Consider the following 22,224-nt stretch of genomic DNA (forward strand, 5'->3'; position numbering starts at 1 on the left):
AGTTGAGAGGGAATATTTTCAGGTTGAAGTGCGTAAACTCTTATTAAATGCAGTTTTCTTCGATGAAAATAGCATTGCATTTAATCGATTAGCTCCCATTCAGTATAATTCTACAGCTTATCGAGTTTTTCGTTACCGCCATGGATATTATTGTTTTTAAGATGACCCCTGAAGCTACATTTGTAACATAAAAACATAAAATATGTTCCCCAAAATGAAATTAGCATTACCCCAATTAGCATTACTCATCCTTTTATTATCTTCTTGTTCCAAATACGAAAACTTTGCCGGTTACGATGAAGAGAACACCGATATTTCTAAGAATGTAACATTAGTTTCTTCGAACGAACAAAATACCAATGAAGCCCAACTTTTCGATATGGTCAACGACTATCGCGTAAGTATCGGTCTAAGTGAAATGCAATTTGATAGTAACACGTATTACTATGCAGGTATCCATACAGATTATATGATTGCCAAAAACCGAACTAGTCATGATAAATTTAACGAACGCGCCGAAAACATTTCAAAGAGAACAGGAGCAATACTTGTGGCTGAAAATGTTGCAAGAAATTATGATACTCTAGAAGAAGCGCTTGAAGCTTGGCTAAAGAGCCCCGGCCATAGGAAAAATATTGAGGGAGATTATAATTATTCCGCTATAAGTATTAGACCAAATTCTAATGGTGACCTCTACTTCACGCAAATATTCTTTAAATAATCAATTAGAAACATAAAATGCATAAAAAAAGCCTTTGGATTTCAAAGGCTTTTTTTATGCCCAAGTTTTAGGTAAGCGCCTAGGGTTTTTTTAACTTTCACTTAAAATATAAAGATATGAGCATTAAAGCGCCTTTTAACCTTAACACATGGATAGAAGAAAACAGGGGGATGCTTAAACCTCCCGTTGGCAATAAGAATTTATATAAAGATGCAGGGGATTACATTGTAATGATTGTCGGCGGACCCAATGCCCGTAAAGATTATCACTATAATGAGACCGAAGAACTTTTTTATCAATTAGAGGGAAATATTGAAATCCATATTCAAGAAAATGGGAAAAAGAGAACTATGAAACTAGGCCCGGGAGACATGTACTTGCATCCCGCCAAAATTCCCCATTCGCCCGTTAGAAAAGAAGGCTCCATTGGTTTGGTAATAGAACGTAAAAGAGCCGATATGAACGTTGATGATGGTCTACTATGGTTTTGTGACAATTGCAACCATAAACTGTATGAGGCCTATTTTACCCTAAATGATATTGAAAAGGATTTCCTGGCCCATTTCAAACACTTCTATAGTTCGAAAGAATTGAGGACTTGCGAAAATTGTGGCACAGTAATGCCTGTAGACGAACGTTTCATAGCGCAAGAAAATTGATTTTTACTGCTCAAATAGTAACGGCAATAGTTGCAATCATGCACGTGTATTTTCTATGGCTCGAAATGTTCGCGTGGACCACAAAGGCCAAGAAAGTATTTAGAAATATTCCGCATGATTTATTTGAGCCTACTAAAAATATGGCGGCCAATCAAGGTCTATATAACGGCTTCCTTGCCTTAGGATTAATTTGGTCTTTAGTAATCACTGATGTAATATGGTCTACTAACATAAGTTTGTTCTTTTTAGGTTGTGTTGTGGTTGCTGGAATCTATGGCGGCATATCGGTATCAAAAAAAATATTCCTGATACAGGGAATCCCTGCCCTACTAGGAATATTTCTTTGGTCAATTATTAAATTCTTCCCATGAAGTTTAAGATGCTTTAAAGCATGATTTTCTTTGTATTTTAGCTATATATTTAACAAATTAAGTTTAAAAAGTTATATAATGTCAAAAATTGCGGCGGATTTTGGAATGCAGGATGCTCTAAAAGCATTGGGGATCAAGGATATCAACAATGGAACTTCAACCGGTTCTAACAATTTTTCATCTGGAGAGCTGATAACCTCCTATTCTCCGGTAGATGGTTCTCTAATCGCCAAGGTAAAAACTACTACAAAAGAGGATTACGAAAAGGTAATGCAAACTGCTACTGACGCATTTACGGATTGGAGGACAAAACCGGCACCTCAACGTGGTGAAATTGTACGTCAATTCGGCGAAAAACTTCGGGAGCTCAAAGAGCATCTTGGTAAGTTGGTCTCCTATGAAATGGGAAAAAGTTATCAAGAAGGTTTAGGGGAAGTTCAAGAAATGATAGATATCTGTGATTTTGCTGTTGGTCTATCTCGACAATTACACGGTTTGACCATGCATTCAGAACGACCAGGCCATAGAATGTACGAGCAATATCATTCCTTAGGAGTGGTAGGTATTATATCGGCATTTAATTTCCCAGTCGCCGTTTGGGCTTGGAACACAGCACTGGCATGGATATGCGGCGATGTTTGTGTTTGGAAACCTTCTGAAAAAACACCGCTTTGCGGGGTTGCTTGCCAAAATATAGCCGCCGCGGTTTTTAAGGCAAACAATTTACCGGAAGGTATTTCATGCCTTATCAATGGTGATTACAAGGTGGGTGAATATATGACCCAAGATACTAGAATCCCTTTGGTATCCGCTACAGGTTCAATACGAATGGGAAAAATAGTGGCACAGGCCGTAGCCGCCCGACTTGGCAAATCGTTATTGGAACTTGGAGGAAACAATGCCATAATTGTTACACCTGATGCTGACCTGAAAATGACCGTTATAGGTGCGGTATTCGGAGCAGTAGGGACTGCGGGACAACGATGTACCTCTACCCGTAGATTGATTATTCATGAATCCATGTACGAAAAGGTAAAAGATGCCATTGTATCGGCCTATAAGCAGTTACGTATTGGAAATCCATTGGATGAAAAAAATCATGTCGGACCCTTAATTGATACCGATGCGGTCGTTCACTATAAAAAAGCGTTGGAGAACGTAGTTGCCGAAGGTGGAAAATTGATTGTTGAAGGAGGCGTTTTGGAAGGTGAAGGTTATGAAAGCGGATGTTACGTTCAACCCGCAATCGCAGAAGCTAAAAATGAATTTGAAATTGTTCAACACGAAACCTTTGCCCCTGTTCTTTATCTTTTAAAGTACACAGGAGAAGTTGAAAATGCCATCGCCATTCAAAATGGAGTGGTTCAAGGACTCTCCTCGGCCATTATGACGAACAATTTAAGGGAAGCGGAGCGCTTTCTTTCCGCTTGGGGTAGTGATTGTGGCATTGCCAATGTAAACATAGGCACATCTGGTGCCGAAATCGGTGGCGCCTTCGGAGGTGAAAAAGAGACAGGCGGCGGTAGGGAAAGTGGCTCCGATGCTTGGAAAGTTTACATGCGTAGACAGACAAATACAATAAACTATACCACAGAATTACCTTTGGCCCAAGGGATAAAGTTTGACCTTTAACAACGTAATTTAATGTTCTTGAAGGTTTAAAGCCTTTAAATAAAAGGAATTAGAGTTTTGAAATACAAGAAAAATATAAACCTAAAAAAATCCTATCGACTATGATGAAGACAGGATTTTTTAACCAACTAACTCAAAACTTCAAATGTATACCCAGTGCCCAAACTTTGAGGGGAGAAGTATACTTTTAAAATTTATTTGCTAAAGTGCAATTTAAAGTTGTTCGTTAACTCTATTTTTTCACCTACAAACACTGTATCTGTATAGATGGTTGATTTTCAAGTATAACTGGAATAAAGACTTTCGACTCCCTAAAATTGTTTTGAAAATCCACTTGATTGTTTAATGAGATGGTAAGAAGCACATGATTATAGTAAATTTTTAACATAAAAAAATCCCGGTCAATTGCCCGGGATTTTTTTATGTCGTTCTTACAATGCTCCGTTGGCTTCTACCCATTTAAAGTGGTATTGATCTTGTGGAAACTTCATACGCTCTGCTATACGTTCTAGTCTAGCAGGTAATTTGATTAAGTAATCCCGGGCCTTTTCGGCTTCTTCATTTAAGGATCGAATGGTTTCCAACTCCCAGTATGTATTTAACTTACTTAAAATCTCAACATAATCCTGTGCGGTATATACGCCTAAACGCTGCGCGCAGTTCGAGAAATTCTCGAAAGCAGAACCAATAGTACCTCCTGATTCCCGCAAGAAATGCGCAGGCATTACAATTTTCTTCTTCATCATTTCTGCAAACGCTATCATCATCCCAGAAGGATCCTCTCCAAAAATGGTCTTTACAAATTCCCTGTAGGCCAAATGGTGTCGCATTTCGTCGCCGGCGATTATAGTACACATTTTACCCAATAAGGCATTTCCTTTTCTCTTTGCCATTTGGCCTACCCTCTTGTGCGAAATGTTGGTAGCCAATTCTTGAAAAGATGTATAAATAAAGTTCTTATATGGATCACGGTCTGTTCCAATATCAAATCCGTCAGATATTAAATGTTGTGTGGTTATTTCAACCTCTCTCATATTCACCCTGCCCGATAAATACAGATATTTGTTCAAAACGTCACCGTGCCTATTTTCTTCAGCGGTCCACGCGCGTACCCATTTGGCCCAACCGTTGGTTTTATAATCTCCATGTTGATCAATACCTACCACATCCATTAGCCAAGATTCATACGTCGGCAGGGCTTCTTCGGTTATGGTATCGGCAACCATGGTCACCCAAAAATCGTAACCCAACTCTTTAGACTCTTCCCTTAATTCCTTTACCTCTTGTAAAAAACCTTCTTTTTCTGAGTTAGGTAAAAAATCTGTAGGCTGCCATATATCCTCTACCGGTATAAGGAAAGAATCCATAAATCCCTCAACCTTTGGCTCCAGTGCCTGCATCACTTCTAATCTTATATTTTTAATGGACATATCTCAAATTTTATCAAAGTTCGTCAATAAATCAATCTCTTTCTACGTAAAGTTAACGGTTTTATCAGTTTCTGCCCCTTTCATTAGGATAAAAGGTGAAAACAGGATCACTTTGCCAATATTCCTTTGTTTCTACATGCAGTGCTGTCAAAGGACCTTTAAAAGCGGCTCCGGTATCAATATTCCAAACATTCGCTGCATTTTGAGGGGTTGTCTTGCCAATACGGGTTACCGGAGTATGCCCGATATAGATTTCACTATAATTTTTTAATCGTTTTGGATAATGAATATGGTCATAATCCAAATCGTTATTTAATGAAAGTGCCAGTTCCCATAGCGTACGGTCCCAATAAAATGTCTTTTTAAAATATTCAAATTCGATTCCTTTTAAATTAGTAAAACCAGCATGCAAGAACAATCTATTTTCATCATCTAAATAGTAATTCTCTAAACTTTCATAAAATTGAATATGGATTTCTTTCTTGGCCTCATCTGCCTTTGCGTAGGAATTTGCCGTGGCCTCGCCCCCGTGCATAAACCAAGTGGGGTTATCGCCTGCCCCCGTTAGCCACTCATAGCAAAGTTCATCATGGTTTCCCCTAAGAAAAATGCAAGAATAGCGCTCTTTTAATTCGAGCAGGTAATTTATGGTTTCCACAGCCTCACTCCAACCGTCTATGTAATCTCCCAAAAAAATAAGGGTATCTTCTTCGGCAGGGTCTATTTTACTCAATAGTTGCTGTAAAGCTTTTAATCCCGAATGGATGTCGCCTATAACCAGCGTTCTTTTTAAACTCATTTAGCAAAAATCGCAAATACTGCTATTATCACAAGTATAAAAAGTACTAAAAAGAAGATTTTCCAGAATGAATAGGGTCTATTTCCACTTAATACGCCCGTTTGACCATTAATATAAAAATTGAATTCCTTACCATCGTACCTATACGAACTCAGGTAAACCGGGAGTAAAATATGTTTAAACGTTTCATCGGATAATTTAATATCAGCATTCGCGATACGTTGTGTATCGCCGCCGATATCGCGCCGTATCCAATTATAGGCAATATTCTTTGCCTCTTGAAACGAACTGTGATGACCTTCTTTTAACGAAACCGTATATTTTTCGGTCACGAACCCTGATAGGTATTTTGAATTGAAAACGACCAGGTCCTTCAAATTCCAAAAAGCAATTTTAGCCGGAATTTCCTTTCTCTTTTTCTGTGACGCATTGATTAAGATATCATCTACAAATCCATCTACACTTCCAGAAACATAGGTCCATCTAGTTTTACGGACCTGCCGGGTACGTCTTCCTTTATCACTATTATAAGTTTGGGTTTCATAGTAATAATCTCCACGTTGGCCGTGATATGAAGCGCGTAAATTGGCATCAAAAGTCCAGTAGGGCAGGTAGAGTCCATGTAATCTCTCTATATCTAAAGCCGCCCGTTTTAAGTTATTGGGAGCGAACCAAATTTTGTTCAGCCAATCTTTAAATATGGCCTGGGCCTTTTTAGCATCCAATTGAAAAGGAACCAATGCCCCGGGCGAAATCCATCCTTCGGTTTCAATATCTTCCCGAATCAAAGGTTCTCCACAATAAACGCAATTGAGGGATTTATAATTTTCTTCTACATGCTGGTTGGCCCCACAATTCTTACAATGTAACAGTTCAATGGTTTCAGTATAGGCATTTTCGCCAACAATTTTTAAATAATGTGCCAGTTCCAATTCCTCAAAACTACTTTTAGATGGTTCGATGAATTCCTCATAACCACAGTATTCACAGGTCAATTGATGGGAGCCAGGTTTAAATTTCAACTCGGCCCCACAATTGGCACATGCCTTTTTAAATTCTGATTTCTGAATATCTTCCATAGATAGAATCCCCTATAGTAAAGGGTATTGGCAAGCTATTGCTATATGATTAGGCCGTAGGTAAAGGCGGTGGGGTATTGCCTCCCAAGAACGATCTTAGTTCTTCTACATCTTTTAATACAGTCCAATTGGCCATGCCCTGTTTCCAAATCAAGGAATCTCTATTGATGGTTCTACTGGCGAAAAGTTCCTTTAATTTTTCAAAAGAAACCGGTCCTGATTGCTGACCGTGTACCGCATAGAAATAACTTACCTGCGCAGGAATAGGTGGTGGCGCCTGCGGTTGTACGGCCTGGCCTCCAAAAGGTTGGGTTGAGGGCTGCCCCATCATACCGCCCATTTGTTGCGCCAATACAAAACCCATACCCATACCCATACCTGCGCCAGCGGTTCCTCCTTCGTTTTTAGCCGCTAATTCCATGGCTTTGGCCGCTTTAAACTGGGCCAATTTGGCCATATCCAACTTATCTAGTCTGCTGTATTCGAAAATTTCCTTCTTCAACTCCTCAGGCATTGACACGTTTTCAATGTAGAATTTCTCCAATTCTATCCCTACCCTATTAAATTCTGGCTGCATTACCGTTTGACAAGTTTCCGAAAGCTCGCTAGTATTTGCGGCATATAGTTCTATTGGCAAATTGGCTTCTCCCAAGGTATCGGTAAAACGGGTGACGATCAAACTTTTTAAATGTTCGTTCACTTCATAATTGGTGAAATTCCCATCTGTACCAACCACATCCACTACGAATTTACCTGGATCGTTGATCCGAAAACTATAGGTTCCAAATGCCCTAATTTCAACCAGACCGAAACGCTCATCACTTAACATGAACGGATTTTTGGTGCCCCATTTTTCATCGGTAAAAAGTCTCGTATTCACAAAATAGACCTCTGCCTTGAACGGACTATCAAATCCATATTTCCCCCCTTTCAGCGTCGTGAGAATGGGTAGGTTTTTGGTGTTCAAGGTATAGGTGCCTGGTTTAAAAACATCTGCGAGTTGACCTTCATTGACAAAAACGGCGATTTGCCCCTCTCGTACGATAAGCTGGGCATTATTCTTTATTTCATTTTGGTAGCGTTCAAAACGGTGGACAATAGTATCGTTCGTTGCATCAAGCCACTCTATAATATCAATAAACTCGTGGCTCAGTTTCTTCTTAATTTCTTCAAATAGGCTCATGGTCAGATAGTTTTAAAAATATATTTCAAGATATGGAAATCATCGCCAGACCCAAAACAGGAATGATTTTAATTCAATGAAATTTGTTTTAACCATTCAAATTTTAATAATTCTTTAAGAATTTTTAGGGACTAGGTGTTTTTTCTAATTAACTTAGAATTTCTAATTTCCAAAAAGCTTTATGAAAAAGATATTCTGCATAGGTGAATTGCTGATAGATTTCGTTGCCGAAAACCAAGGGAAAGATTTAACGAAAGCCAAAGAATTCTCAAAAAAAGCAGGTGGTGCACCGGCGAACGTTTCATGTGCCATTAGCAAATTAGGCGGCAAAAGTGTTTTTATCGGCTGTGTTGGTGATGATCCTTTTGGAACCTTTCTTTTACGGATTTTAGAAAACGAGAAGGTAGATATTTCCTTGGCCCAAAAATCGGAAACCTTTACAACCTTAGCCTTTGTTTCTTTGGATGAAGATGGGGAGAGAGACTTTGTTTTTAGCCGTGGTGCAGATCGCGAACTCACCTACGACCCTTCCCATAAATCTAATTTTGACGGTAATATTTTACATTTCGGAGCTGCCACTGCACTTTTGGGCGGCCCCCTAGAAGAAGCCTATAGCCGGTATTTGTTTGACGGACTTACAAAACATGCCTTCATCAGTTTTGACCCAAACTATAGGGTGGACCTTTGGAAAAATAAAGTGGAAAATTTTAAACGAAAATGTGACACCTTTATTGGAAAATCTCATTTATGCAAATTCAGTTTGGAAGAGGCGCAACTTCTTTCTGGCAAAACGGATATTAAGGAAGCCTGTACCGTTTTGCACGACAAGGGAACAGAAATCATTGTCATCACCCTTGGTAGTGAAGGCACTTGGCTAAGCACCAGAAAATTTCAGAAAACCATACCCAGCATCAAAGTCACCCCTGTCGATACTACGGGTGCGGGCGATGCCTTTATAGGGTGTTTGTTGCAGCAAATAGCCCAATATCCCGATAGTGATAAATTGTTAGATGATGAAAAACGACTAACGAAAATGATAATTAGAGCCAACAAAGCCGGAGCGATCACCACTACTAATTTCGGTGCCATTGAATCTTTACCTACAATTCAACAATTAGATTCTTAAAATGAACCAAGCCGCTTTACACCGCTTATTGGCCTCAAAAAGTCAAATGAAAAAAGGTGAGTCATCCTATGAAGCTTTGTTCGATCAACGATTGGCGACTAACCTCTCTCTGATCAAGACCCTTTTCTTTTCCCTGTACCAAGAACCAAATCACGAAGCTTATTTTCATGACCTTTTAGATCAACTAGAGGTACAATTTTCGGAACGTCCGAACGAGTTGAAAAAGCAGGATTTAGAGCGTTTGAATTTTGGCAACTGGTACCAAAGCGAGAAACTGGTCGGGATGCAATTATATGTTGACAGGTTCAACAAAGACATTAACGGATTAAAAGAAAAACTTACCTATTTTGAAGATTTGGGCATCAATTTTCTACACTTAATGCCTATTACCACTAGACCTGCCGGCGAAAATGATGGCGGTTATGCAGTAAGCAGTTATCACGAAATTGATCCCAGATATGGTACCAAAGAGAATTTTTTGGTCATGGCCCAAGAAGCCAGACAAAAAAACATGTTCCTGATGTTAGATTTTGTGGTGAACCATACTTCCGATGAATTTCGATGGGCGAAAAAAGCAAAGGCGGGTGAATTAAAATATCAGAATTATTATTATATCTATTCCGATCGTACAATACCTAATGAATTTGAAAAGACATTACCCGAGATCTTTCCGCAATCCGCCCCAGGGAATTTCACCTATAACGAGAAAATGGAAAAATGGGTGATGACCTGTTTCAACACTTATCAATGGGACCTGAATTATAGAAATCCAGCGGTATTCATCGAAATGTTGGGTAATTTAATGTCATTAGCCAACTTGGGCGTAGATGTCGTCCGTTTTGATGCCTTGGCCTTTCTCTGGAAAAAACTGGGAACCTTGTCACAAAACCTGCCGGAGGCCCATACACTAATTGCCCTATTCAGAATGTGCTTACAAGTCATTGCACCTGGTGTTATTCTGTTGGCAGAGGCCATTGTAGCCCCTAGAAATATCCTCAAGTATTTCGGGGAGAACATTCTTGAAGGTAATGAATGCGAAATTGCCTACAATGCTTCTTTAATGGCATTGCTATGGAATTCAATCGCTACAAAAGAGACTTCCTTAATGCTTAAAAGCCTGACCAATATACCTAGCAAACCAAATGATGCTACTTGGATCAATTATATTCGTTGCCATGATGACATAGGCCTCGGCTATGATGATGATTTCGTGAAATCTATGGGTTGGGATCCTGGTATGCACAAACAGTTTATTTTAAACTATTACTGTGGCAGATTGGAATGGTCGCCAGCAAAGGGACTTATGTTCATGTACAATCCTAAAAATGGAGATGGTAGAATAACAGGGAGCACGGCATCCTTATTAGGATTGGAAACTGCCCTGGAACAAAAAAACAAGAATATTATTGATTATGCTGTCACTAAAATTTTAATGATGTACGGCATTGTTTTAACCTATGGCGGCATCCCTATGATCTACGCAGGTGATGAAATTGGCACCCTCAACGATTATTCGTATGAACAGAACGAGGACCATAAAAATGACAACCGCTGGGTTAACCGGCCCGTGCAAAATTGGAAGGTGATTTCTGAACTAGCCTCTAAGGTTGATAGTCCGTCTGCCGCTATTTACAATGGTCTGAAAAAAATGATCGGCCTTAGGAAATCACTTTCTGTTTTTAAAGATTCGAACGATATAAAAATTCATGGCTGCCCCAATCCACATATTTTCATTTTTCAACGTAGCAACGAAACCGAAAGTGTTTGGATATTAACCAACTTCAATGAGGTAACCGAAACCTTAGACATTTCTTGGTTGCTCTCCATCGGAATCTTTACCGGATCGGATTCCATCGATTTACTTACGGGCGAAAGTTTTGAACTCGTTCACAATGCACTGCCTTTAAAACCTTATCAACAAATGTGGATTAAAAACCTTTAATTATACTTCACTTTACGCAGCACGCGCAGTGCTTCTTTCAAAGAAGAATTTATAGCTGGATACTTAGGTTTCAAGATATTCTTAGCCTTTTCCATATGTTGCTTAGCATCTTCAAAACCATTGAGATAACAAATAAGATAGGTATCTGCCAAGTACTTCAGATTTTTGACTTCCGAGAACTTTAAATCATAACTATTTTTAATTTTAGCTACTAAGGCATTGTTGCTTTGATATATTTTTTTTAGTTCTTCTTTGTCGTGTTTCGGTGGATTAAAAAGTAAATCGCTCGTGATTTGATAGGTGCCATTGTTGCTAAATTTAATAAGCACTTTTTCCAACGGATAATATTTTTGCTTAGGCCCAAGGCCTAAATGAACAAATTCTATAATCGTAAAAGAATCATCGTCAAAATTAATGGTAACCTCATCTAAATTTGAATAGAATAATTTTACCTGCTCATTGATCAATTCAATATCAACCCTATGATAATAAGTGACTCCATTGGCCACCTTCTTATTTCCGGCCCAACAGATCACAAATTGCTCCTTGAAAACTTTATAGGCACTCTCTAAATCTTTATGCCTATTGTTGATAAAATCGACAACACCATCTAAAGTAAGTTCGATGTTATTTTTAGCGTGTTGTTCAATGGTCGCTACCACTTCTGAATTGATATCCTTTAATTCAATATCGTACGCCTTTGGAAGACTGATACTCCCCTCTCTAAAAAAAACCGACCCCCCATAATATTTCCATATATTCTTGCGAAGCGTGCATAATTTCCCGATTGATTTTATGGTAACCAAGCCTACCACCTTGCCTTCTGGTAAATGCGGAAAAGGGATGTTCTCATAGGAAATCAACGGCGGATTATTCAAATAGGCATTTACCAAATTTTGTATCTTACTATCATCAAAAAAATCTACTCCTACGATCTTATTGTCCTCATCTTCGACCCCGATTACAATAAAAGAATTGTTTTTAGGATTACTATTGGCCAACGCACAAACGTGCTTTAAAAATTTTGCTTTCCCTTCTTTTTCACCGATAGAAATAAACCGCTTTTTGTCGTAAAAACTATTCTCGTCGTTATGGGCGAGTAAGTTTTTTACCAATAAGCGTTTGTTGATCATGAGTTATTTCTTTGAATTTTTAGGTTTGTACGTTAATTTTCAAATGCTCTCTGACTTGTTCAGAATAGTGGAGGAAGCCTGTGCGGTCGGCATTATAATTAAATCTGCAATATTTACATGGTAAGGTCGGGTAACCACGAAATGAATGACATCGGCAATGTCTTCGGGTTTCAAGGGTTCAAAGCCTTTATATACATTTTCTGCGCGTTCCTCATCCCCTTTAAATCGAACTGTACTGAACTCGGTTTCAACCAATCCAGGATTCACTGCTCCTACACGTATTCCATACGGATTTAAATCTATGCGCATTCCCTGGTTAATAGCATCAACAGCATGTTTACTGGCACAATAGACATTTCCCTTGGGGTACACTTCCTTACCTGCAGTTGAACCTATATTGATGATATGTCCAGATTTTCGTTCGACCATCTGCGGGATCAACGCTTTGGATACATAAAGCAATCCTTTGACATTGATGTCTAACATTGAATCCCAATCATCCGTATTTCCGTCTTGAATGGGATCCAAACCATGGGCATTACCGGCGTTGTTGATCAATATATCGATCTCTTTAAATTCTTCAGGTAAAGAAGCTACCGCTTCCATGACCGCTTCCTTATTGCGAACATCAAAATTCAAGGTATGTACCTGAACCTCTTTACCTAATTCTTTTTTAAGCGCTTCCAATCGGTCTTGACGTCTTCCGCACAGCACCAAATTAAAACCCTTTAGAGCGAAAAGTATGGCCGTACACTTACCGATTCCACTTGTAGCTCCTGTAATAAATGCTGTTTTTTTCATTTTCTTTTCTTTTTTAAGCAACTTCATTTCCTTCATTGGCCTCTAAAAGGATAAACCAATCCTGTAATTCCATTTGTATCTGCACGGCCTCCATGGCCAATTTTAATCGTTCGGGAGTAGTGGTGCCCACTACCGGGTATATTTTTGATGGATGTTTCAATATCCAAGCTAACAATATTTGATCTTCGGTGGCATTATATTTTTTGGTTAATTCGGCCAACACTTTTTTAATTCGAACTGTCGCTTCGGTATCTTCCCTGAAGTAGGATCCCAACGGACTCCATGACATGGCCAATCGATTATTTATAATACAATCATCTAAGGTGCCATCATTCATTGCAGTATGAGCAGTTAATGAATATTCGACTTGATTCGCCGCTACTGGTATTTCCTTTTCCAATAATCGAATTTGGGATGGGGTAAAATTAGACACCCCGAATTGTTTTATTTTTCCTGCCCTTTTAAGTGGTTCGATGGCTTCCATTATTTCTTCAGGGTTCATCAACGGACTAGGTCTATGTAATAAAAGCAAATCCAAATAATCGGTTTTTAGCTTTTTCAAAGATCGTTCTACAGACCAAGTGATATACTCTTTTCCATAGTCATAATGCTTAACCCTATTCGACCTTTCCTTGGCATCAAATTGAATTCCACATTTGCTAATTAGCTGAATATTTGCTCTATCGATACTGCTTTCTAAAAATGCCTTCCCAAATTGTGATTCATTGGCATAATCCCCATAAATATCGGCATGGTCAAAAGTGGTGATCCTTTGTTCCAAACAATATTCCATTAAATGGATAATTTCTGCTGTGGAAAATTGTTTACCCCAATTACCCCAAGTCATGGTTCCGGCAATAATTCTTGAATACGTCGACGCGTTGTCCATAAGATGATGAATTTAAAAAGAAATCCCTTAAAACCTTCATAAAAATAAGGGGTTTTCCAATTTTTTAACCTATCATTAACAGCTACTGAGTGAATAAATTTTCAATTTGCATGACTGTTAAAATTTGAAGCTACAATAACCGAAAATATATACTTTTAAATGGAACAAAATACCTCAGTTGACATTAGTGCCGTAAATGAGAAGATAACTCGAGAAAGTGCTTTTATTGATTTATTGATGCTTGAAATGAATAAAGTGATCGTTGGCCAAAAATATATGGTCGAGCGATTATTAATAGGTTTATTAGGACAGGGGCACATTTTGTTGGAAGGTGTTCCTGGTCTGGCTAAAACCTTAGCGATAAACACATTGGCCAAAGCCGTTAAGGGAAGTTTCAGCAGAATACAGTTTACTCCCGATCTTTTACCCGCTGATGTTGTGGGTACCCTGATATACAATATGAAGGTCAACGATTTCTCCATAAAAAAAGGGCCGATTTTCGCCAACTTTGTACTAGCCGATGAGATTAACCGTGCCCCTGCCAAAGTGCAATCAGCACTCCTAGAGGCCATGCAAGAAAAGCAGGTGACTATTGGTGATGAAACTTTCATTTTGGATAAGCCTTTTTTGGTAATGGCCACCCAGAACCCAGTAGAACAAGAAGGTACGTATCCGCTACCTGAAGCCCAGGTGGATCGTTTTATGCTAAAAACCGTAATTGATTATCCAAAAATAAACGAGGAGCAATTGATTATGCGCCAAAATTTGTTAGGAAACTATGAAACGGTTAATCCGGTAGTTTCCATAGATCAAATTTTGAGTGCCCAAAAGGCCGTGCGTGAAGTATACATGGACGAAAAAATAGAGAAATATATTCTTGATTTGGTATTCGCCACCCGATATCCTGAAAAATACAACTTGGAAAGCTTAAAGCCATTGATCAGCTTTGGTGCCTCACCAAGGGGTAGTATCAACTTAGGTAACGCAGCAAAATGCTATGCCTTCATTAAACGAAGAGGCTATGTGGTACCCGAAGATGTGCGGGCTGTAGTTCATGACGTACTACGCCACAGAATTGGAATCACTTATGAAGCGGAAGCCGAAAACATTACTTCTGTAGATATTATCAATAAAATCGTTAACGAGATCGAAGTACCTTAAAACAGTTGGCAGTTGCAGCCGGCAGCACTTTAAATTAAGTGTTACTGCCAACTGCCGCTGAGTTCTGCTCACTGACAATATATGGACACCAAAGAGTTACTCAAAAAAGTACGCAAAATTGAAATAAAGACGAGACGTCTTTCCGACCATATATTTGGCGGGGAATACCACTCTACCTTTAAAGGTAGGGGTATGACCTTTAGCGAAGTGCGACAGTATCAATTTGGAGATGATGTCAGAAACATCGATTGGAACGTAACCGCACGATACAACGAACCCTATATAAAGGTTTTTGAAGAAGAACGGGAGCTTACCATGATGCTCATGGTAGATATTAGTGGCTCAGAATTATTTGGCACCACCAATCAGTTCAAGAATGAAATTGTAACGGAGATATCGGCCACTTTGGCATTTAGCGCCCTCCAGAACAACGATAAAGTAGGTCTAATTTTATTCTCGGATCAAATTGAACTTTACATCCCCCCAAAAAAAGGGAAAAGTCATGTGCTACGAATAATTAGGGAACTGTTAGAGTTCAAACCTAGAAGCAATAAAACCGATGTTGCAGCAGCTTTGAAATTTCTAAGTAGTGTTATGAAGAAGAAAGCGATCGTTTTCGTGCTTTCAGATTTTATTGCAGCCGATTATGAACGCACGTTAAAGATAACCGGAAACAAACATGATCTTACTGGGATACGGGTGTACGATGAACGTGAAGAATCCATCCCTAATTTAGGTATGGTTCAATTAGAAGACGCAGAAACAGGCAAATTGCAATTGGTAAATACCCAATCTAGAAAAGTGCGTAATGCCTATGCAGAATTCAATAGAGAACGAGTTGCCTATTTCAAAGAATCTTTTACCAAATCGGGCTGTGGCGTATTGGATTGCAGGGTAGATGAAAGCTATGTAAAAAAGCTATTGGGCTATTTTAAACGAAGAGGTTGACAGGAATGATGAACAATGATTACTTAGTGAAAAAAAGTATTTCGTTTATAAAACGAAGTATGTCCATCGTGCTATTTCTCATAGGCGCCTACCTATCTGCACAGCAAAGTCCACATATTACCACAAAAATAGATACCACAAAAATTAAGATTGGCGAACAGGTAAAATGGACCGTTACGGTAGATGTTGATTCGACCGACCAAGTAATCTTTCCAGAGGGACAAACTTTTTCCCCTTTAGAAACAGTTGAGGCTTTTGCTACCGATACCACCCGAAAAAAAGATAGGCTGACCTTACAGAAAATATATGCGCTTACCCAATTTGATTCTGGCGCCTACAAGTTGCCCTCTCAACGCATTGAAATCAACGGAACGGGCTATATGACAGATTCTATGCTGATCAATGTTGCCACGGTATCCGTTGACACCCTTGCCCAAAAAATGTATGATATAAAACCGCTTATCAATGTAACCAAAAGTAATGTGGAATTATGGAAATATCTGATTATCGGTCTTTTGGTTTTAGCTTTCTTGGGTGGACTTTTTTATTGGTTCGTTCTGCGAAAAAGACCCTTGTCAGAAGAAGAAAAAGTGGCGCTTTTACCTCCTTATGACAGGGCCTTGTTGGAACTGAAACGTTTGGAAAATTCCAAGTACTTAATACAAGATGAATACAAAGAGTACTATTCTGAACTTACCACAATCGTACGTTCATATTTAGAGGAAGATGCCCATATAACGGCTCTAGAAAGCACTACAGGCCAACTCATAGAAAAATTGGAACTTCTAAAGGATGCCGGAGAGTTGAAACTCGATGATGACACAATCAATCAATTTCAACAAATTCTTCAAACGGCAGATTTGGTTAAATTCGCCAAGAACAAACCCTCAACCTCCGTTGCCGAACAAGACCGTAAATTGGTAGAGCAAATCGTGGTCAAAACCCATGATGCACTACCTGAACCCACAGCAGAAGAATTACTTGAAAAAGCAGAATATCAAGAAGAACTGGAACGCAAAAAGAAAAAGAAAAAATTGGTGATAGGTATTGCATCCTTAGTAGCCGTTCTACTTATTGCAACGACCATTGCCGGCTTCAAACTAGGTTTCGGTTATTTAAAAGACACGGTAGTAGGTCATCCAACGAAAGAACTATTAGAAAGTGATTGGATCCGTAGCAGTTACGGTTTCCCTCCCATTCAATTGGAAACACCAGAGGTTTTGGTACGCCAAGAAGTAAAATTGCCCCCAGAGGCGAAAGCGTCAATTTCTGACATCCAAGCCTTTGGATACCGAAATTCGAGTGCACTTTTTTCGATAGCTACCACCTCCGTTACCCTTAGCCAACAAGATGCTGAGCCCGATTTTGAGAAAACCATTGAGCAAATTTTATCCAATTTTGAAAGTCAAGGAGCTAAGGATATCATTACAAAACAGGATGAATTTACTACCATAAGCGGTATAAAAGGATTAAAAGTCTATGGCAGCGGAGAATTTGCCGTACCAAAATCCAAAGAATTAATAGAAGGAGAATATACGGTGTTATTATTTGGAGGTAAAGGATTTCAACAATATATAATCCTTACCTGGTTGAAAGATGATGCCTATGCCCAGAAAATCGTAGATCGCATTTTGGCATCGGTAGAGGTTAAAACAGAAGTATAGATGTTAGAGAATATTTCATTTGCAAATCCCGATTTCTTTTGGCTTTTCTTATTATTGCCATTGGCCATTCTATGGTATATCTTTAAGCAAAAAGAGCAAACTGCATCGGTACGTATCTCGAGCATTAAAGGATTTAGCCATCAAAGTTTCTTGCCAAAATTAAAGCCCGGCCTGTTCTTATTACGCTTACTAGCCTTAAGTGCTATCATCGTAGCCATGGCAAGACCCCAGACAGAAGATATATCGACTCGAACAAAAACAACGAAGGGTATCGATATCGTGATGGCTATCGATGTATCTTCAAGTATGCTGGCCAAGGATTTAAAACCGAATCGCTTGTCGGCACTTAAAGAAGTGGCAGCTGATTTTATTAAAAAAAGACCCAACGACCGTATAGGATTGGTGGTATATGCCGGGGAGGCATATACCAAAACACCGATTACCACCGATAAATCAATCGTTTTGAACGCTCTATCGCAAATCACTTACGGACAGCTGGAAGATGGTACTGCTATCGGTATGGGATTGGCCACATCGGTCAACCGATTAAAAGAAAGCACCGCCAAAAGTAAAATCATTATTCTATTAACAGATGGCGTAAACAATTCAGGTTTCATAGAGCCGCAGACCGCTGCTGATTTGGCAATAGAATATGGTATTAAAACCTATACAATAGGTCTGGGCACCAATGGCAATGCATTGACTCCCATTGCCTATAATGCAGACGGATCCTTTAGATACGGCATGCGGCAGGTAGAAATTGACGAAAACCTTTTAAAGGATATAGCCAAAGTAACGGGCGGTCGCTACTTTAGGGCGACCGATAATGAGTCGTTAGAAGAAATTTATGACGAAATCAATAAATTGGAAAAAACAGAAGTAGAGGAATTCAAATATTACCGCTACGAGGAAAAATTTAGGCCTTGGATTTTATTGGCCGGTGCGCTTCTTGTTTTGGAATGGATTTTGAGAAATACGTTATTCAGAAGTTTTGTTTAGTATGGTACAGTTAGACGAAAAAATATATTTCTATTTGCTCTTCATCATTCCGGTGATCGTCGTGCTATACCTACTGGTGTTGATTTGGAAAAAAAGAACCCAAAAGAAATTCGCGAACACTGACCTGCTAAAACGATTGACCCCAAATCGTTCCTATAACAAAGGTGTGCTTAAATTGATTGTTTTTGTTCTTGCCCTTTCCTTATTGATAGTGGGTCTGGTGAATCCTAAGATCGGAACCAAACTAGAAACGGTAAAAAGGGAAGGGGTTGACATTGTTTTTGCGGTAGATGTGTCTAAAAGCATGCTGGCAGAAGACATCGCCCCCAACCGATTGGAAAAAGCCAAAAGACTGGTGTCTGAAATCATAAACCAATTGGCCAGTGACCGTATCGGCATTATCGCCTATGCAGGTCAAGCATATCCACAATTGCCAATTACGACAGATTATGGTGCGGCGAAAATGTTCTTACAGAGCATGAATACAGATATGTTGACCTCGCAAGGTACCGCAATCGACCAAGCTATCGAATTGGCCACCACGTACTATGATGATGCCGAACAGACCAATAGGGTCCTATTCATTATTTCAGATGGGGAAGATCACTCTGAAGGTTCGACATTAGATGCCGTTGAGGATGCCGTTGACGAAGGAATCACAATTTATACCATAGGCGTGGGTAAGGCCAAAGGTGCTCCAATCCCCCTTAAAAGAAATGGTATTTTAGAGAGTTTGAAAAAAGACAGTCAAGGAGAAACCGTCATCACTAAATTAAATGAGGCCGTATTGGCCGATATTGCCAGTGAAGGAAATGGACAGTATATTGATGGCTCCAATACCGATGCAGCAGTAGAATTTATAAAAGAAGAATTGCTGCAAATGGACAAAAAGGAATTTGAGGCCAAGCAGTTCGCAGAATATAAAGATCAGTTTCAATGGTTTATCGGCGCGGGACTTTTGCTTCTATTTTTAGATATTTTTATCTTGGACCGTAAAACCAAGTGGTTAAAGAAACTTAATCTGTTCAATGAAAAAAGACATGAGTAAAATAGCTAACATATTCTTTTTACTATTTCTTTCTTTGGCTTCTTACGCACAAGAAGTAGATGAGCATGAGAAAGAAAAGGCGTTGAGGACTTCTATAAATCTTACTTGGGATGGCAACATAGCCTTATCCGAAGATAAATTTATCGATGCTGAGGTAGATTATAGAAAAGCGATAGCTAAAAGTCCAGATAACAGTATCGCTCCTTACAACTTAGGAAATGCATACTATGAGAATGAAACCTACAATGAGGCTTTCGGCAGGTTTAAGGAAGCTGGTGAGACTTCAACCTCAAAAGAAGAAAAGCATAAGGCCTACCATAACATGGGTAATGTTTTCATGAAACGGAAAGATTACGCCAAAGCTGTAGACGCTTATAAAGAAGCATTACGTAATGATCCAACGGACGAAGAAACAAGATATAATCTCGCCCTTGCCAAAGAACTTCTAAAAAAAGACGAAGACGAGAAAAAACAAAACCAAGACGAGCAAGATAAGGACAAAGAAAACAAGGAAGAGAATAAAGACCAGGATCAAAAAAACGAAGGCGAAAACGAAGATAAAAAAGATCAAGACCAAAAAGACGAAGGAGATAAAGGGGAGCAGAACGAAGATAAAAAAGAAGAAAATAAAGAAGGGGAAGGAGATCAAAAACAAGATCAAAAGAAAAAACCCGATCAAGGGGAAGGAGATAAAGAACAAGAAGAACCCCAACCACCTAGACCCAACCAACTCTCAAAACAACAGGTTGAAAATCTATTAAGGGCCATGCAGAATGCAGAGAAGCAAGTGCAGGAAAAAATAGATGCAAAAAAGGTAAAAGGGGTTAAGATCAAAAACGAAAAAGATTGGTAGAATTTAAAGCTATAGCTAAATTTACGTTACTCATCCCTGCATTGCTATTTTCATTATCAATGTCAGCGCAGGATGGGAATTCCGTGACTTTTGAAATGAAGTTGAGCAAACCAAAGCTTGGCCTAAACGAACGTTTACGGGTAGATTTTGTCATGAACCGTGATGGTGATAATTTCAATCCGCCTGACTTTAACGGGTTCAGGGTCATCATGGGGCCTTCACAGTCCATCAGTTCATCTTGGATCAATGGTGTTAGAAGTTATTCCAAATCCTATTCTTACACCCTAGCCCCTACTGCAAAAGGTAATTTCACTATTAAGCAGGCCTCCATCGTTATTGGTGGCCAAACCTACAAGTCGCTTGCCAAAGAAGTGGAGGTTACCTCAGCCGTAGACAAACCTAGCGATCAGATGACCGCAGATGATGTAGCCGATGAAAATCTGCACTTGGTAGCCGAAATTTCAAAACTGGATCCTTTCATGAACGAGGCAATTACCGTCGTATACAAACTGTATGTAAGTCCGAATATCAGCGTATCCAACTATCAACCTTTAGATAATCCTACCTACAACAATTTCTGGAGCCAAGATATAAAAGTATCAAGTCTTAGTGCCCAAAATGGAACCTATCAAGGCAAACCTTATCGATATGTAATCTTAAAACGGGTGGTGCTTTATCCACAGAAATCAGGAAAGCTCGAAATTGAGCCCTTATCACTTGACGTAACTGTAGATGTCCCCACAGGAAGGCGTGACTTTTTTGGAGGAAACATCTACGCTTCGACCAACAAAACAGTGTCGGCAGGGAATAGGACCATAAACGTAAAACCTTTACCGTTAGCAGGCCAGCCTAACGGTTTTAACGGGGCGGTCGGTGATTTTGATTTTACCGTCACAACAAGCAAAACAAGTCTGAACGCAACAGAGTCGTTGCAGGCGACCGTAGAAGTTAGCGGTAAGGGAAACCTAAAGCTCTTTAAATTACCAGAGCCAGAATTACCCAGCGCCTTGGAAGTTTATGAACCTGAGTTTACCGAAGGCGTAAGAACCACCTTAAACGGCATGCAAGGAAAGGTGAGTAACCAGTATACGATAGTCCCAGCATTCAGGGGCAAATATCCTATTGCACCAATAAGTTTTAGCTTTTTTAATCCGACAACCGAAAAATATACAACACTGACCTCAGATGAGATTGTCATCAATGTTTTGGAAGGCCCATTAAGCGGAACGAACCATACAGATACGAATCCGGTGAGTTCTAAGCAATCTGTAATCGCAACCGGCAACCAATTTAACTTTATTAAATTATCGCCTAATCTTACAAGCAAGTCGGTCACCTACTTTTTCGGCTCCACATCATTTTACCTGTGGTTGTTATGCCCATTACTATTGATTCCTTTAGCTATCGTTTTTAGAAAGAAAAGTGATGCCATCGCGGGCGATGTTGCTGGAAATAAGGTGAGAAGAGCAAATAAATTGGCCCGGAAATATCTTTCTGCCGCTAAAAAACAATTAGGCAACAAAGACTCCTTCTACGTTGCACTTGAAAGAGCTTTACATAATTATTTAAAAGCAAAATTAAAAATAGAGACCTCAGAATTCAGCAAGGATAAAATAGCCGAACTGTTGGCCCAAAAACAGATAGACGAAACTACTATCAGCGGCTTTATTGCACTACTCCAAAATTGTGAAGCAGCTAGATATAGTCCATTTTCAGATGTGCAGATGCAATCTGATTATGAAAAAGCAAGTGAGGTAATTTCCCAAATGGATAAACAACTTTAACT

The 22,224-nt window shown here is 39.3% G+C and carries 20 protein-coding genes; 13 read left to right on the top strand and 7 right to left on the bottom strand.

The window, feature by feature from the left end; genetic code table 11:
* The first annotated feature begins 214 nt into the window (after positions 1-214).
* The 4 genes from ACNR9Q_RS02325 to ACNR9Q_RS02340 all read left to right on the top strand — a co-directional run bounded on the left by ACNR9Q_RS02325 (position 215) and on the right by ACNR9Q_RS02340 (position 3,383).
* A complete protein-coding gene (locus ACNR9Q_RS02325; RefSeq protein ID WP_419212982.1) occupies positions 215-721 on the top strand; it encodes a CAP domain-containing protein in 507 nt (168 codons plus the stop codon).
* A 116-nt stretch (positions 722-837) separates the two neighbouring features.
* A complete protein-coding gene (locus ACNR9Q_RS02330) occupies positions 838-1,380 on the top strand; it encodes a 3-hydroxyanthranilate 3,4-dioxygenase (RefSeq protein WP_419212983.1) in 543 nt (180 codons plus the stop codon).
* Positions 1,377-1,751 carry a DUF1304 domain-containing protein gene (locus ACNR9Q_RS02335; protein ID WP_419212984.1) on the top strand — a complete coding sequence of 125 codons (375 nt, stop codon included), beginning with the start codon at positions 1,377-1,379 and terminating at the stop codon, positions 1,749-1,751. Before ACNR9Q_RS02330 ends, ACNR9Q_RS02335 begins: the two co-directional genes overlap by 4 nt.
* A gap of 78 nt (positions 1,752-1,829) precedes the next feature.
* The gene (locus tag ACNR9Q_RS02340; RefSeq protein ID WP_419212985.1) at positions 1,830-3,383 is read left to right on the top strand and encodes an aldehyde dehydrogenase family protein; all 1,554 of its coding nucleotides are present in this window, start codon (positions 1,830-1,832) and stop codon (positions 3,381-3,383) included.
* A gap of 431 nt (positions 3,384-3,814) precedes the next feature.
* Here the strand turns inward: ACNR9Q_RS02340 and ACNR9Q_RS02345 are convergent, their stop codons facing one another.
* The 4 genes from ACNR9Q_RS02345 to ACNR9Q_RS02360 form a co-directional block, all read right to left on the bottom strand.
* Positions 3,815-4,813 carry an acyl-ACP desaturase gene (locus ACNR9Q_RS02345; protein ID WP_419212986.1) on the bottom strand — a complete coding sequence of 333 codons (999 nt, stop codon included), beginning with the start codon at positions 4,811-4,813 and terminating at the stop codon, positions 3,815-3,817.
* Between the two features lie 64 nt (positions 4,814-4,877).
* Positions 4,878-5,612 carry a metallophosphoesterase family protein gene (locus ACNR9Q_RS02350; RefSeq protein WP_419212987.1) on the bottom strand — a complete coding sequence of 245 codons (735 nt, stop codon included), beginning with the start codon at positions 5,610-5,612 and terminating at the stop codon, positions 4,878-4,880.
* Entirely contained in the window at positions 5,609-6,691 is a 1,083-nt protein-coding gene (locus tag ACNR9Q_RS02355; RefSeq protein ID WP_419212988.1) for a DNA helicase PriA, read from the bottom strand. The genes ACNR9Q_RS02350 and ACNR9Q_RS02355 overlap by 4 nt, the downstream gene beginning before the upstream one ends.
* A gap of 49 nt (positions 6,692-6,740) precedes the next feature.
* Positions 6,741-7,874, bottom strand: a complete 1,134-nt coding sequence (locus ACNR9Q_RS02360; protein WP_419212989.1) for an SPFH domain-containing protein — start codon at positions 7,872-7,874, stop codon at positions 6,741-6,743.
* A 181-nt stretch (positions 7,875-8,055) separates the two neighbouring features.
* Here ACNR9Q_RS02360 and ACNR9Q_RS02365 point away from each other — a divergent pair, with 181 nt between their 5' ends.
* The gene (locus tag ACNR9Q_RS02365; RefSeq protein ID WP_419212990.1) at positions 8,056-9,000 is read left to right on the top strand and encodes a carbohydrate kinase family protein; all 945 of its coding nucleotides are present in this window, start codon (positions 8,056-8,058) and stop codon (positions 8,998-9,000) included.
* Position 9,001: 1 nt separating this feature from the next.
* Entirely contained in the window at positions 9,002-10,942 is a 1,941-nt protein-coding gene (locus ACNR9Q_RS02370; RefSeq protein ID WP_419212991.1) for an alpha-amylase family protein, read from the top strand.
* Here ACNR9Q_RS02370 and ACNR9Q_RS02375 read toward each other — a convergent pair.
* The 3 genes from ACNR9Q_RS02375 to ACNR9Q_RS02385 are packed head-to-tail and all read right to left on the bottom strand — an operon-like array spanning position 10,939 to position 13,765.
* Complete coding sequence (locus ACNR9Q_RS02375; RefSeq protein WP_419212992.1) at positions 10,939-12,075, bottom strand: ATP-binding protein; 1,137 nt, start codon at positions 12,073-12,075, stop codon at positions 10,939-10,941. The genes ACNR9Q_RS02370 and ACNR9Q_RS02375 overlap by 4 nt on opposite strands.
* Positions 12,076-12,114: 39 nt before the next feature.
* Positions 12,115-12,876: an SDR family oxidoreductase gene (locus ACNR9Q_RS02380; RefSeq protein ID WP_419212993.1), complete on the bottom strand. Its 762-nt coding sequence runs from the start codon at positions 12,874-12,876 to the stop codon at positions 12,115-12,117.
* A gap of 13 nt (positions 12,877-12,889) precedes the next feature.
* Positions 12,890-13,765 carry an aldo/keto reductase gene (locus ACNR9Q_RS02385; protein WP_419212994.1) on the bottom strand — a complete coding sequence of 292 codons (876 nt, stop codon included), beginning with the start codon at positions 13,763-13,765 and terminating at the stop codon, positions 12,890-12,892.
* 159 nt (positions 13,766-13,924) lie between these two features.
* On the opposite strand from ACNR9Q_RS02385, the gene ACNR9Q_RS02390 reads away from it, so the two are divergent.
* The 7 genes from ACNR9Q_RS02390 (at position 13,925) to ACNR9Q_RS02420 (ending at position 22,222) form a co-directional block, all read left to right on the top strand.
* Positions 13,925-14,926, top strand: coding sequence for an AAA family ATPase (locus ACNR9Q_RS02390; protein WP_419212995.1), 1,002 nt, complete (start codon positions 13,925-13,927; stop codon positions 14,924-14,926).
* 81 nt (positions 14,927-15,007) lie between these two features.
* Complete coding sequence (locus tag ACNR9Q_RS02395) at positions 15,008-15,874, top strand: DUF58 domain-containing protein (RefSeq protein WP_419212996.1); 867 nt, start codon at positions 15,008-15,010, stop codon at positions 15,872-15,874.
* A gap of 5 nt (positions 15,875-15,879) precedes the next feature.
* Positions 15,880-17,538 carry a hypothetical protein gene (locus ACNR9Q_RS02400; RefSeq protein ID WP_419212997.1) on the top strand — a complete coding sequence of 553 codons (1,659 nt, stop codon included), beginning with the start codon at positions 15,880-15,882 and terminating at the stop codon, positions 17,536-17,538.
* A complete protein-coding gene (locus ACNR9Q_RS02405; RefSeq protein WP_419212998.1) occupies positions 17,539-18,537 on the top strand; it encodes a vWA domain-containing protein in 999 nt (332 codons plus the stop codon).
* A 1-nt stretch (position 18,538) separates the two neighbouring features.
* Positions 18,539-19,585 carry a VWA domain-containing protein gene (locus ACNR9Q_RS02410; protein ID WP_419212999.1) on the top strand — a complete coding sequence of 349 codons (1,047 nt, stop codon included), beginning with the start codon at positions 18,539-18,541 and terminating at the stop codon, positions 19,583-19,585.
* Entirely contained in the window at positions 19,566-20,438 is an 873-nt protein-coding gene (locus ACNR9Q_RS02415) for a tetratricopeptide repeat protein (protein WP_419213000.1), read from the top strand. Before ACNR9Q_RS02410 ends, ACNR9Q_RS02415 begins: the two co-directional genes overlap by 20 nt.
* A 59-nt stretch (positions 20,439-20,497) precedes the next feature.
* Positions 20,498-22,222 (top strand): BatD family protein, encoded by a 1,725-nt coding sequence (locus ACNR9Q_RS02420; protein WP_419214237.1) that lies wholly within the window; start codon positions 20,498-20,500, stop codon positions 22,220-22,222.
* Positions 22,223-22,224: the final 2 nt, after the last annotated feature.

The sequence above is a fragment of the Maribacter sp. X9 genome (assembly GCF_048537565.1).
In the GTDB taxonomy this organism is placed as follows: domain Bacteria; phylum Bacteroidota; class Bacteroidia; order Flavobacteriales; family Flavobacteriaceae; genus Maribacter.